This is a genomic window from Sandarakinorhabdus sp. (genome assembly GCF_031422795.1).
In the GTDB taxonomy this organism is placed as follows: domain Bacteria; phylum Pseudomonadota; class Alphaproteobacteria; order Sphingomonadales; family Sphingomonadaceae; genus Sandarakinorhabdus.
Genome location: NZ_JANPML010000010.1, coordinates 1 through 12,165 on the forward strand (window position 1 = coordinate 1; position 12,165 = coordinate 12,165).

Annotated in this window: 13 protein-coding genes; 6 read left to right on the forward strand and 7 right to left on the reverse strand. The window is 64.8% G+C overall.

Features of this window, described 5'->3' with window-relative positions; translation table 11 throughout:
- The coding region (locus RMO81_RS00460; RefSeq protein ID WP_310473758.1) for an SDR family NAD(P)-dependent oxidoreductase at positions 1–1,845 on the forward strand (1,845 nt) is incomplete at its 5' end.
- On the opposite strand, the gene RMO81_RS00465 is transcribed toward RMO81_RS00460, so the two are convergent.
- From RMO81_RS00465 to rpmF, 6 genes are all read right to left on the reverse strand, one after another.
- On the reverse strand, positions 1,842–2,561 hold the full coding sequence (locus RMO81_RS00465; RefSeq protein ID WP_310473759.1) for an AAA family ATPase: 720 nt from the start codon (positions 2,559–2,561) through the stop codon (positions 1,842–1,844). The two genes, RMO81_RS00460 and RMO81_RS00465, sit on opposite strands and share 4 nt — an antisense overlap.
- A 10-nt stretch (positions 2,562–2,571) precedes the next feature.
- Positions 2,572–2,946 carry a MerR family transcriptional regulator gene (locus RMO81_RS00470; RefSeq protein ID WP_310473760.1) on the reverse strand — a complete coding sequence of 125 codons (375 nt, stop codon included), beginning with the start codon at positions 2,944–2,946 and terminating at the stop codon, positions 2,572–2,574.
- Between the two features lie 31 nt (positions 2,947–2,977).
- Positions 2,978–3,280, reverse strand: a complete 303-nt coding sequence (locus RMO81_RS00475; RefSeq protein WP_017667578.1) for an integration host factor subunit alpha — start codon at positions 3,278–3,280, stop codon at positions 2,978–2,980.
- A 149-nt stretch (positions 3,281–3,429) separates the two neighbouring features.
- Entirely contained in the window at positions 3,430–4,410 is a 981-nt protein-coding gene (locus tag RMO81_RS00480) for a beta-ketoacyl-ACP synthase III (RefSeq protein ID WP_310473761.1), read from the reverse strand.
- Entirely contained in the window at positions 4,407–5,468 is a 1,062-nt protein-coding gene (gene plsX / locus RMO81_RS00485) for a phosphate acyltransferase PlsX (RefSeq protein ID WP_310473762.1), read from the reverse strand. The genes RMO81_RS00480 and plsX overlap by 4 nt, the downstream gene beginning before the upstream one ends.
- Before the next feature lie 31 nt (positions 5,469–5,499).
- Positions 5,500–5,679, reverse strand: a complete 180-nt coding sequence (gene rpmF / locus RMO81_RS00490) for a 50S ribosomal protein L32 (RefSeq protein WP_310473763.1) — start codon at positions 5,677–5,679, stop codon at positions 5,500–5,502.
- A gap of 245 nt (positions 5,680–5,924) precedes the next feature.
- Here rpmF and recN point away from each other — a divergent pair, with 245 nt between their 5' ends.
- The 4 genes from recN to RMO81_RS00510 are packed head-to-tail and all read left to right on the forward strand — an operon-like array spanning position 5,925 to position 9,988.
- Complete coding sequence (recN, locus tag RMO81_RS00495; protein ID WP_310473764.1) at positions 5,925–7,592, forward strand: DNA repair protein RecN; 1,668 nt, start codon at positions 5,925–5,927, stop codon at positions 7,590–7,592.
- Positions 7,593–8,921 carry a serine hydrolase domain-containing protein gene (locus RMO81_RS00500; protein WP_310473765.1) on the forward strand — a complete coding sequence of 443 codons (1,329 nt, stop codon included), beginning with the start codon at positions 7,593–7,595 and terminating at the stop codon, positions 8,919–8,921.
- Between the two features lie 21 nt (positions 8,922–8,942).
- A complete protein-coding gene (locus RMO81_RS00505; protein WP_310473766.1) occupies positions 8,943–9,350 on the forward strand; it encodes a DoxX family protein in 408 nt (135 codons plus the stop codon).
- Positions 9,350–9,988 (forward strand): hypothetical protein, encoded by a 639-nt coding sequence (locus RMO81_RS00510; protein ID WP_310473767.1) that lies wholly within the window; start codon positions 9,350–9,352, stop codon positions 9,986–9,988. Before RMO81_RS00505 ends, RMO81_RS00510 begins: the two co-directional genes overlap by 1 nt.
- Before the next feature lie 189 nt (positions 9,989–10,177).
- Here RMO81_RS00510 and RMO81_RS00515 read toward each other — a convergent pair whose 3' ends face one another.
- Positions 10,178–10,801: a TetR/AcrR family transcriptional regulator gene (locus tag RMO81_RS00515; protein ID WP_310473769.1), complete on the reverse strand. Its 624-nt coding sequence runs from the start codon at positions 10,799–10,801 to the stop codon at positions 10,178–10,180.
- Between the two features lie 146 nt (positions 10,802–10,947).
- On the opposite strand from RMO81_RS00515, the gene RMO81_RS00520 reads away from it, so the two are divergent.
- Positions 10,948–12,165: TonB-dependent receptor plug domain-containing protein (locus tag RMO81_RS00520; protein WP_310473768.1), on the forward strand; the 1,218-nt coding region annotated here is incomplete at its 3' end.

Here is a 12,165-nt window from a genome sequence, read left to right on the forward strand (position 1 = left end):
CGCGAATCCGAACTGGATGCCGCGCGCGAACGCATCGTGGGCGAATTGCAGGACATTGGCTTTGCCGGCGTGGAGCGCCGCGTGCGCACGCTGGCCGGCATCGATGTCGCCGACATGAAATCGCTGCGCCATGCCGTTGACGAGACGGTGCGCGCCTTTGGCCGCATCGATTATCTGATCAACAACGCTGGCGTGTCGGGCGCGGAAGAGATGGCGGTGGACATGGGGGTGGACAATTTCCGCCACACCCAGTTTGCCAATCTGATTTCCAACTATGCGCTGATGCACATGGTGGTGCCGATGATGCGCCAACAGGGTTCGGGCTATATCCTCAATGTTTCCAGCTATTTCGGCGGCGAAAAATATCTGGCGGTATCCTACCCCAATCGCACCGATTATGCCGTGTCGAAATCCGGCCAGCGCGCCATGGTCGAATCCATGGCCCGTCACCTTGGCCCGGAAATCCAGATCAATGCCATCGCGCCTGGTCCGGTGGACGGGGATCGCCTTGCCGGTCTGGGCGGCAAGCCCGGCCTGTTCGAGCGGCGCGGGCGGCTCATTCTGGAGAACAAGCGCCTCAATGCCGTCCACGCCGCCATTATCAAATCGGTGCGTGGCGGCGCGTCGGTGGCGCAATTGCTGTCGCGCCTCGCCCGCAACGACAGCGTGCAGTTGAGCCACGACCGCTCCAACCCGCAGCCCATCCGCGATCTCGCCCTGGCCTGCGCCCGTGAAGGCGACGAAGTTTGCTGCTGGGATCGTTTCATCCTGACGCCGCCGCTGGCCGCCAAGCTGCTGAAGCGGTTGCGCCTGGGCGGTTGGCTGATCGGCACCGATTGGCAGAGCCGCGATGCAAACGACTGGCTGCTGCGCGTGCCGCCAGACGATTTGCCCTGGCTGCCGCTGGCCCAGATCGGCCGCGAAGCCGCCAAGGTGCGCGGCGGCGTCCTTTCCCAACTCCACCTCGGCAAGATGCCAACCGAAACCGAAGTGGCGCAGGCCACGGTGTTCTTCCTCGCTGATCGCGCCGTGTCGGGCGAAACGTTCATGCCGTCGGGCGGGCTCAACGTCGAACGATCGGCCACCGAACGCGAATTGTTCGGCAGCCCCAAGGCCGAGCGGCTGGCCATGATGGGCGGCAAGACGGTGTGGCTGATCGGCGAGCATCTGGCGGACTATCTCGGTGCTGCGGCCAATGGCTTCCTTGATTGCGATGTGGCGCGGGTGGTGCTGATCACCGCCAGTGTGGCCGGTGCCCAAGCCATCAAGGCCCATATCGGCCAGAACGGTGACCGCGTCGAAACGCAGGTGATCGATGGCGATATCGAAGCAGCGATGGATCAGGCGCTGGCGGCCTGGGGCCATCCCACCACGATCGTTTCAACCCCGCTGAAGCCGCTGCCCGACCAGTTGTTCGATGCGGAAAGCCCGCTCGACGGCGAGGGTTTTGCCGATGTGGTCGAGCATAATCTGACCCACCATTTCCGCATTGCCCGCAAGGTGTCGCTGTTTGACGAATGCCAACTGGTGCTGGTGTCGCCGGATGTGCCGATGGGTGAGGGGGCCAAGGGCGCCTTTGCACTGGCCAATTTCGTCAAGACAACGTTGCATGCGTTCACCGCGACCATTGCGGTGGAGAATGAGCGGCTGGTGCACGAAGTGGCGGTGAACCAGATCAACCTCACCCGCCGTGTGCGTTCGGAAGAACCGCGCAACGCTGCCGAGCACGAGGAAGAAGTGCGCCGCTTTGCCCGGGCCGTGTTGTTGGCCGGGGCGCCGCTGCCGGATGCGGAGGACAGCCGTTATCGCAGCCGCATCTATCGCGGCATGTCGCTGACGGTCTAGGCGGTCAGCCGACGCTCGATCGCGGTCCACAGGCCGGCGATGGCCGTGGCCGCCGGGCTGCTGCGGCCAGCCAGCAGCGGCGTGCGCGTGGCGGTCATCGCTTCGACGGCGGCGGCATAGGGGATCACCGGCCAATCCGGGTGAGCGGCCATGGCTTCGCGATGCAGGCCCTTGCGGCGATCGGCCATGGAAAACACCGGCATCACCGGCGGCGGCGATTTCATCTCGCTGCCCAGATGCTCCGTCAGCTGCACCAGGGCGCGGGTCGACAGCGGCGAGGGGATCAGCGGCACCACCACCAGATCGGCAGCGCGGAACAATTGATCAGCCAGTTCGGTGAGCCCAGGCGGGCAATCGAGGATGATCCTGTCATAGCGATCTTCCAGCGATTTCAGCGCCTTCTTCAGCCTCTTTTCACCTTCCGTGGCAAGATCAGCCTCCAGCCGGCGCAGCGAGCGATCAGCGGCGAGCACGTCGAGATTAGGGAATGCGGTGGGCTGCACCAGATCGGCCAGATCGGCTTCGGCCAGCCCCTTGCGCGCCTTGGCGCCGGCGCGCGGTTCAATTTTGAGCAACCAGCTGGCGGCACCTTGTGCATCCAGATCCCATAGCAAGGTGCGCCGCCCCGATACGGTGGCGGCGGCATGGGCAAGGTTGACGGAAAGCGCGGTCTTGCCGACCCCGCCTTTCACACTGAACAGGGCAATGCAACGCACTGGCAGCCGATCAGGCCGCAAGCGCGGCGACGAGCGAGTCGCGAATGGCCATCAGGCGCTGACGATCCATGGCAGCGGCCGGCTGCACCGTTGCCGGAACCGGCGCCGGGGCGGCGTCGTTCGAAATGTCCTTGGCAGCAACGCCCTTGCCGGCCAGGGCCAGCTGCGCACCACGGATGGTCATGCCATCATCATGCAGCAGGGCCTTGATCTGGCGCAGCAATGTCATGTCGACAGGGCGGTAGTAACGGCGCCCGCCGGCGCGCTTGAGCGGTTGCAGCTGCGTGAATCGGGTTTCCCAGAAACGCAGCACGTGCGCCGGCACGCCAATCTCGTCGGCGGCTTCGGAAATGGTGCGGAACGCTGTATCGGATTTGTCGGTCACGTTCTGTCCATTTCTCTGGCCGCCTCAGTCCTTACTTGTTGATGGCTTCGCGCAGCAGCTGGCTAGGCCGGAAGGTGAGCACGGTGCGCGGTTCGATCGGCACTTCCACCCCGGTCTTGGGGTTGCGGCCGACGCGCAAGCCTTTGCTGCGCAAAACAAAACTGCCGAAGCTGGAAATCTTGACGTTGCCGCCGGCAACCAGCGCTTCGCTGATCCGGTCCAGCACCTGCTCGACCAGTTGTGCCGATTCGGTTCGCGACAGACCGATTTCGCGATGAACCGAGTCGGCCAGATCAGCGCGTGTCACGCTCCCTGCAGATGCGGTAGTGGCCATGACTTCCCCCCATTTGCTGCCTGCCCGACAGCGGTTGAAATTAGTGGTGAGACAAAACGGCAAGCGTGCCCTGTTATCGCGTGATTTTACGCGATTTTTCGTGATTCGCTACACCTATTGTCGCACCCCAGATTCCGGGGGCAATTTGGCTACCAGCGGACGGCCGCGGCGCCCCAGGTAAAACCGCCGCCCATGGCTTCCAGCAGCAGCAGATCGCCGGGCTGGATGCGGCCATCGCGCACCGCCGTGTCCAGCGCCAGCGGCACCGAGGCGGCGGACGTGTTGGCATGTTGATCCACCGTCACCACCACCTGATCGGGCGACAGGTTCAGCTTCTTGGCGGTGGCTTCGAGGATACGCAGGTTGGCCTGATGCGGCACTACCCAGGCGACATCCGACGGCTTCAGAGACGCAGCCTCAAGAACTTCGCCCATCACACTGGAAAGATTGACAACGGCGTGCCGGAACACTTCCTTGCCCTTCATCCTGAGTTTGCCGGTGGTGCCGGTTGAGCCTGGCCCGCCATCGACATAAAGCAGATCATTGTACCGCCCGTCGCTGTGCAGGCGGCAGGCGATGACGCCGCGATCGCTGGCGTTGTCACCGGGTTGCTGCTGCGCTTCCAGCACGATCGCGCCAGCGCCATCGCCGAACAGCACAGCTGTGGTGCGGTCTTCCCAATCAAGAATATGGCTGAAGGTTTCAGCACCAATCACCAGCGCGCGATTGTGGGCGCCGGTGGCCAGCAGCGAATCCGCCACGGTGAGGGCATAAAGAAAGCCCGAACAGACTGCGGCCACGTCGAAAGCCACACCGTGCATCATGCCGAGCTTGTGCTGCACCACCGTGGCCACGGCCGGGAAGGTCTGATCTGGAGTGGCGGTGGCCACGATGATCAGATCGATTTCATCCGGCGTCTTCCCGGCGGCGTCCAGCGCCCGTCTGGCAGCAGCAACCGCCAGATCAGAGGTGAACTCGCCTTCGGCCGCGATGTGGCGACGGCGGATGCCGGTGCGTTCGATGATCCATTCATCCGACGTGTCGAGCCGGGCGGCCAGATCCACGTTGCTCAGCACGGTTTGCGGCAGATAGCTGCCCGTGCCGGTGATGACAGAGCGGCGCTTGGTCATGCTGCGTCGGGCTCGGCTGCGGTGGCCAGCGCCATGTTCACGCCGGCGAGATCGTCGCGGATGCGGCGGCTGACATCGTCGATGACCAGATCATGGGCGACGCCGATGGCATTGGCGAGGCCGCGGGCGTTGGCGCCGCCGTGGCTTTTGACCACGATACCGTTCAGGCCCAGGAATACCGCGCCATTGTGGGCGTTGGGATCGAGATGGGCGCGCAGCGATTCAAGCGCGCCGCGGGCGATGAAATAGCCCAGTTTGCCCCAGATCGTCGAACGGAAGGCATTGCCGAGCAGGCCAGTGACCAAACGGCTGGTGCCTTCGGCGGTCTTCAGTGCGATGTTGCCGGAAAAGCCATCGGTTACCACCACATCGACATCGCCGGAACCGATCTTGTCGCCTTCGACAAAGCCAAGGAATTGCATCGGCAGACGCGCGCCCTTCAGCACGGTGGCGGCGGCGCGAATCTCGCCGGTGCCTTTCAGCTCTTCCTCGCCGATGTTGAGCAGGGCGACGCGCGGGCGTTCCAGCCCCAGTACGGTGCGCGCAAAGGCCGCGCCCATCACGGCGAACTGGACGAGGTTGGTGGCATCGCATTCGGTGTTGGCGCCCAGATCGAGCATCACCGATTCGGATTTCAGGGTGGGCAGCACGGCTGCCAGCGCCGGGCGATCAATGCCGGGCATCGTGCGCAGCGAAAATAGCGACATCGCCATCAGGGCACCTGTGTTGCCGGCCGATACGGCCGCATTGGCCTTGCCTTGCTTGACGGCATCAATGGCCATGCCCATCGAAGTGGTGCGGGCGCGGCGCAGGGCTTGGCTGGGCTTGTCGCCCATGGCGACCACATCATCGCTGTGGATGATCTGGGTGCGCGCTGCAAGCCGCGGCCAGCGCGCCAATTCTGCAGCGATTACAGTCTGGTGGCCGAACAGCAGGAAGCTCAGCCGCGGATAGCGTTCGGCGGCGATATCAGCCGCAGCAACGGCTTCGGCGGCGCCAGCTTCGCCGCTCATCACATCAAGCGCAATGACCGGATCCCGGTTTGGCGTGCCTGTCATATGAACCGGGCGAGCCTGCCGGGTGCCAGGATCAGGCTTCGACGGCGACGACTTCGCGGCCGTTATAGAAACCGCAGGCACCGCACAGGTTGTGCGGCAGCTTCAGTTCGCCGCAATTCGGGCATTCCTGAAACGGGGTCGCGGTCAACGCGTGGTGGCTACGACGCATGTTGCGGCGGGAAGGCGAAGTCTTGCGCTTGGGAACGGCCATGAGGCACCTGTATCCATCAATCTGAAATCGTTTCTTGATCCATCAACCGGCGGGAGAACCCAAGCCTGGATTTGCACTGGCGATTACCATGGCAAATTGCCGGGCAAGACACCCCGGATTGACGAAGAAGGACGCGGCTATATTCGATTCTGGCCCAAGTGCAAGCGCGAATGGCGGATTGGCGCTGTTTGCGCCTGTGAAAATGCCTCTCGCATGGTTGCCGTGCGATGGGCTAACAGGGGCTCGTGCTCACCGCGCTTGCCATTCAGAATGTCGTGCTCATCGAAGCGCTGGCCATCGAGTTCACGCCCAGTCCTCGTGGGCCTGGGCTTGCCGTGCTCACCGGCGAGACCGGGGCCGGCAAGTCGATCCTGCTGGATGCGTTGGGCCTGGTGCTTGGCAGCCGGGCGGATGCGTCGCTGGTGCGGGCCGGCACCGATATGGCGCGCGTGGTGGCCGAATTTTCAGTGGCAGCTGATCATCCGGCCCGCGCTCTGCTGGCCGACAATGATCTGGATGCAGACGGCGCGATCATCCTGCGCCGCCAGTTGAAGGCGGACGGCGGCAGCCGCGCCTTTGTCAACGATCAGCCGGTATCGGCGGCCCTGCTGCGCGAGTTGGGCGGGTGTCTTGTCGAAATCCACGGCCAGCATGACGAACGCGGGCTGCTCAGCCCCAAGGGGCACCGCGCCTTGCTCGATCAGTTTGGCGGGCTATCGGCGCCGCTGGCCGCCACTGGCGCTGCCTGGTCGGCCTGGCGGGAGGCCAGTGCGGTGGCCGAAGCTGCACGGGAGCGCTTGGCCGCCGACCAGCGCGATCGCGAGTGGCTGGATCATGCCGTGGCCGAACTTGAGGCGCTGGATGCCCAACCCGGGGAGGAAGCCGAACTGGCGCTGGCCCGGGCCGCCATGCAGAAGGGCGCGCGGTTGGCCGACGATCTGACGACCATTTCCGACCTGTTCGGCCAGGGCAGTGCCGCTTTGGGCCAGGGTGCGCGCCGGCTTGACCGGATTTCAACCGAACATCCCTTGCTCACCGCGGCGCTGGAAGCGCTTGACCGGGCGCTGGTTGAAGCCGGCGAAGCGGAAACCCGTCTGGCCGAAGCCGGCGATGCGCTGGATGCCGATCCGGCCCGGCTGGAGCAGGTCGAAAGCCGCCTGTTTGAGCTGCGCGGGGTTGCCCGCAAGCACAAGGTGGAGGCCGAAGCCCTGCCGGATCTGGCCGCCGCGCTGAAGGCCCGTGCCGATGCACTGGTGGCTGGCGTGGAAGGGCTGGTGGCCCTTGATGCGGCGGTGAAGGCGGCCGAGGCGGCCTATGGCCGTGCGGCTGTAGGCTTGAGCGCGGCGCGGGCCAAGGCTGCCGTTCGGCTGGATGCGGCCGTGGCGGCGGAACTGAAGCCGCTCAAACTGGATACGGCCCGGTTTCGGACACGCATTACGCCGTTGCCTGCCAGCGAATGGGGCCCGGAAGGGCAGGAGCGGGCCGAGTATGAAATCGCCACCAACCCCGGCGCCGATTTTGCGCCGCTGATCAAGATTGCGTCGGGCGGAGAGCTTTCTCGGTTCATCCTGGCGCTGAAAGTGGCGCTGGCCAGCGCGGGCAGTGCCGGCACCATGATCTTTGACGAGATTGATCGCGGCGTGGGCGGCGCGGTGGCATCGGCCATTGGCGATCGGCTGGCGCGGCTGGCCGATGAAGCCCAGGTGCTGGTGGTCACCCACAGCCCGCAGGTGGCCGCGCGTGGCCACACGCAATGGCGCATCGAAAAAACCGTGGACGCGGGCATCACCCGCACCCGGCTTGCCCAGCTTGACGGCGACGCCCGTCAGGAAGAGATTGCCCGCATGCTGTCAGGTGCCGATGTGACGCCCGAAGCCCGCGCCCAGGCGGCGCGGCTGTTGGAAGGAGTTTGAATGATGCTTGCTTTTGATCGCCGCCAGATGCTGTCGGCTGTGGCGCTTGCAGCTGCAGGGGTAGGGACTGGGGGGCCGGCGGCGGCGCAGCTGTCGATGCGTCGCCCGGCGCCGCTGCGCCATGATGCGGTGCAAGCGTTGATCGATGCCTATGTCGCCAAAGGCAGCGTGCCCGGTGCGGTGGTGGCGTTGGTGGAGCCGGGCCGGCACAAGCCGATATTCCTGTCGGCCGGGGTGACGGCGTTCGGCGGCAGCGAGAAGGCCACGCCCGACACGTTGTGGCGCATCTATTCGATGACAAAACCGATCACGGCGATGGCCATCATGCAGCGCATTGCCACCGGCGAATTGAAGCTGGACCAGCCGATCGCCGATATCATGCCGGAATTCCGCGACATGAAGGTGCTGGTCGATCCGGACAAGAGCCTCGAATCGCGTGCCGCAGCGCGCCCGATCACCGTGCGCCACCTGCTTACCCACACGGCAGGGTTTTCGTACACGATCAACGGCAATGGCCCGTTGGAGAAGGAATATAAGCGGCTGGGCATCCAGCCCGGCAGCGTGCCGGCCTTCCTGCAGCCCGGCGATGGCGCCTTGCCTGATCTGCAGGTGATGGCCACCGCGTTGGCGGGCCTGCCGCTGGCGCTGGATCCGGGCACGGCGTGGAAATATTCGATCAGCCTCGATGTTGCCGGCGCACTGCTGGAACGGCTGACCGGCATGAGCTTCGACAAGGTGCTGGAGCAGCAGATATTGGGCCCGCTGGGCATGAAGGACACCGGTTTCTGGGCCAAGGACAAGGGCCGCCTGGCCGCGAATTATCTGTGGACGGCGCCGGGCACCACCAAGGTGCTCGACAAGCCCATCCCGATTTCGATGCTGGAAAAGGATGGATATACTACGCGGCCGCGCCTGCTGTCGGGCGGCGGCGGCCTCGTTGGTTCGGCGCGCGATTATGCCCGCTTTGCCCAGATGGTGCTGAACGAAGGCGAATTTGATGGCCGCACCATCCTGCCGCGCGGCACGGCCCGACTGGCGACCAGCAATCTGATGCCGCCTGGCGTGTTCTTTGACACGGAAAATGGCTTTGGCGCTGGTGGGCGGGTGACCCTGTTCGATACGCGCGCCGGCGGCAGCCGCAGCAGAGCGGGTTGGGCTGGCAGCGCGGTCGATGCCTATGGCTGGGGCGGTGCCGCCGGCACCTTGTTCATGGCCGACAGCGTGCGCCAGTTCGGCGTGGTTCTGATGCTGCAGACCATGGGTGACAGCCGATTGCAGCGCGACGCTGATCTGGCGGCAGCGCTGGCCCGGGATGCGGCCGGTCGGTGAACGAGCGCCACAGGATACCCGGTGAAGCCTGATAGTCTCACGCGGCGGCTGGCCCGGCTGGTGCTGGCGCTGGCCTATGGCTTTGTCGGCTATGTCCATCTGAAAAGCCCGGAAGGCTTTTTGCCGATCATGCCCGCATGGGTACCGTTCCCGCGCGAAGTGGTGCTGGCCACCGGCGTCGCGGAAATCGCCGGCGCCATCGGCCTGATGCTGCCGCGCCTGCGGGTTGCTGCGGCCTGGGGGCTGGCAGCCTATGCGGTGTGCGTTTTCCCGGCCAACATCAAACATGCCCTGGAAGGCATCGCGCTGGGCGGGCAAGTGGCGGGCATGGGCTATCACGTGCCGCGTCTGCTGGCCCAGCCGGTGATCGTGTGGTGGGCGCTGTGGGCCGGCGGCGTGACCGATTGGCCGTTCAAGGCCAAGCGCTGATGTTCATCGGGCATTTCGCGGCATCGGTGGTGGCCAAGGCGATGCGACCGCAATTGCCGTTCTGGGCCTGTGTCGGCGCGGCGCAACTTGTTGATATTGTGTGGGGCATCCTGGTGATTGCCGGGGTGGAGCGGCTCCGTCTCGATCCGTCGTTGCCCGGCTCGCCGCTCGTGCTGGAATTCATGCCCTACAGTCACAGCCTGCCGGCGGCATTGCTGTGGTCGCTGCTGGCCGGGCTGTTGGCGGTGCGGTTGTGGGGAAGGGCAGGCTGGCTGATCGGCGTGGTGGTGTTCTCGCACTGGCTGGCCGATTTGCTGGTGCACCGGCCCGATCTGCCGCTGGGTTTCACCGGCCCAAAGCTGGGCCTGAGCCTGTGGAACCTGCCGGCGCTGGAAATGCTGGTGGAACTCGGCCTGCTCGGCCTGGCCATGTGCCTGTGGGTGGCAGCGCGCGGAAAAGCCGGCTTGGCGGCGCGGCCAGCGATCGGCTGGTTTGGCGCAGCGTTGGTGCTCGCGCTGATCAATGCTTTGCCCGGTGAACCGCTGCCGCCAGCGGGCATGGGCGCACTGGCCTTGCTGGGCTTTGCCGTGGCGATGGCTGTGGCCGGCGTGGTGGACCGGGCTGACCGGCACGGCTGACGCGCCGCCGACCAGCTGGCCTTTGGTGCCGGCAGTCGCGGGCGCCCCAAGGTGGGGAGAGCGCCTGCGACCCGGCAGTGTCCGGGTCCTTGGGGGGAAAAAGGACGCGACCGGTGCCGGCTGAACGGGAGATAATTACATTCGTGTAATGTTCAAGGGCGCGGCGGCGAAAAAGCGCGGTCGGACATTTCAGCGCGGCGGGGACAGCCCGTCGGCGATCAGGGCGTGCGCGGCTGCGGCGATTTCTTCCACTGGGCGGCTGTCGTCCCACACGCCAAACTTCAGGCCCAGAAACACGTTCATGCCCATGATGGCCCAGGCCCGCACCTGCCAGTCGCCATCCGAAATCCCGCCCCGAATCTCACCGCGCCCGAACGCCTGTTGCAGCGATACGGCATAGCCATCGGCGACATCGACATAGTGGCGGCGATAGGCATCTTCGGCCACGAAGGCGCTTTCATCGATAATGCGATACAGCGCCTTGTGGGTGCGCACGAAATCCAGATAGGCGGCCAGGCCAGCGCGTTCGCCCGCCAGCCGATCAGGCGCCGCCAGGATGCAGGGCACAACATGTTCGCGCACCTGCCGGCTCATGTCGGCGACAAGGGCGCGGAACACCGCCTCCTTTGAATCGAAATAGGTGTAAAAACTGCCGATGGCGACGCCGGCGCGCTGGGCAATGCGGGCGATACTGCCCTCGTGATAGCCGCGTATGCCGAATTCCTCTGCGGCCGCGTCCAGGATCAGGCGCAGTGTTTTCCGGCCCCTTTCGGTGCGCGGCGTCTTGGCCGAAGTCTGTGGCGTCGCGGTCACACCGTTGTTCCAATCCCATCCCAGATCACCGGTCAAGCGCACTCTGCTGTTTCAAGAGTTGAATCATGGTTCAGGTTTCAGTATTGCATCAGCATCAGTCACGCAAGACCGGCGCCAAACAGGCGCCCGCTGTGGGGAGAATGCACATGATCGCTGCCAACATCCGCCCGAATTTCCGCCTCGCTCTGCTGGCTACGGCTGGCTTGCTTGCCAGCCTGCCAGCTGCTGCCCAAACTGCCGCCGCTGGCGACGCCGTGGTGAACGATGCCGAAATCGTCGTTTCGGCCCGCCGCCGCGATGAACGGCTGATCGACGTGCCGGTGGCCGTCACTGCGTTCAGCCAGGCTGATCTGCAGAAATATCAGGCAGTTGATCTGTCCGGCCTGCAGGCCGCCGCGCCCAACCTCAATCTGGTGCAGGGCCGCGGTTCGGCGGCCAGCGCCAATATCTTCATCCGCGGCATCGGCCAGCCTGATGCGCTGCAAACCTTCGATCCGGCGGTTGGCGTCTATGTGGATGGCGTTTATCTCTCCCGCATCCAGGGTGCGCTGTTGAACCTTTTCGACGTGGAGCGCATCGAAGTGCTGCGCGGCCCGCAGGGCACGCTTTATGGCAAGAACACCACCGGCGGTGCGATTTCCATCGTCAGCCGCAAGCCCGACCTGAACACATTCAAGGCCGCCGGCTCGGCGCTGTATGGCAGCTACAATCAGATCATCTTGAACGGCTATGTCTCGGCGCCGCTGGTCGGTGACAGGTTGGCGCTCAGCCTGGCCGGCCAATACGACAAGCGCGATGGGCTGGTTACGGATCCGCGCACCGGCCGCGAGTATAATGATCGCGACAGCCTGACATTCCGTGGCATCGTGCGCGCCAAGCCCACCGATGCGCTCGAAATCCTGGTTTCTGGCGATTACAACCGCCAGCGCAACGCGCTCACCCTGGGCTATGCCACCGCGCCGCTGACGCAAACCAGCCTGTTCCCCGCCGGTGCGCGCACACTGGTGCCGGCGGCGCCCTATGGTGCCTATGATTTCAAGGCGTCCACCAGCTTCCGCGGCAATCAAGGCCAGCGGCTGGATCATTGGGGCGTCAACGTCACCGCCAACTGGTCGCTTTCGGATGCCATCACCCTTTCCAGTATCACCAGCTGGCGCAAGCTCGATCCCGATCTGTTCATCGATATCGATGCGACCGAAGTGGAATTGGGCGATGTGTTCGTTGGCATCAATCAACGCCAGTTCAGCCAGGAAGTGCAGCTGAAGTGGGATAGCGGCAGCCTCACCGGCGTCGTTGGCCTGTTCTACCTGAACGAGAACATCCGTTCGCATCAGGAAGCCTATGCCGATGATCTGTTCAGCTTT

Bases quoted from the DNA above. Each gene is read 5' to 3' on its own strand.
- RMO81_RS00475 (WP_017667578.1), bottom strand. From the start codon at position 3,280: ATGGCCACTACCGCATCTGCAGGGAGCGTGACACGCGCTGATCTGGCC.
- RMO81_RS00480 (WP_310473761.1), bottom strand. From the start codon at position 4,410: ATGACCAAGCGCCGCTCTGTCATCACCGGCACGGGCAGCTATCTGCCG.
- plsX (WP_310473762.1), bottom strand. From the start codon at position 5,468: ATGACAGGCACGCCAAACCGGGATCCGGTCATTGCGCTTGATGTGATG.
- rpmF (WP_310473763.1), bottom strand. From the start codon at position 5,679: ATGGCCGTTCCCAAGCGCAAGACTTCGCCTTCCCGCCGCAACATGCGT.
- RMO81_RS00500 (WP_310473765.1), top strand. From the start codon at position 7,593: ATGATGCTTGCTTTTGATCGCCGCCAGATGCTGTCGGCTGTGGCGCTT.
- RMO81_RS00510 (WP_310473767.1), top strand. From the start codon at position 9,350: ATGTTCATCGGGCATTTCGCGGCATCGGTGGTGGCCAAGGCGATGCGA.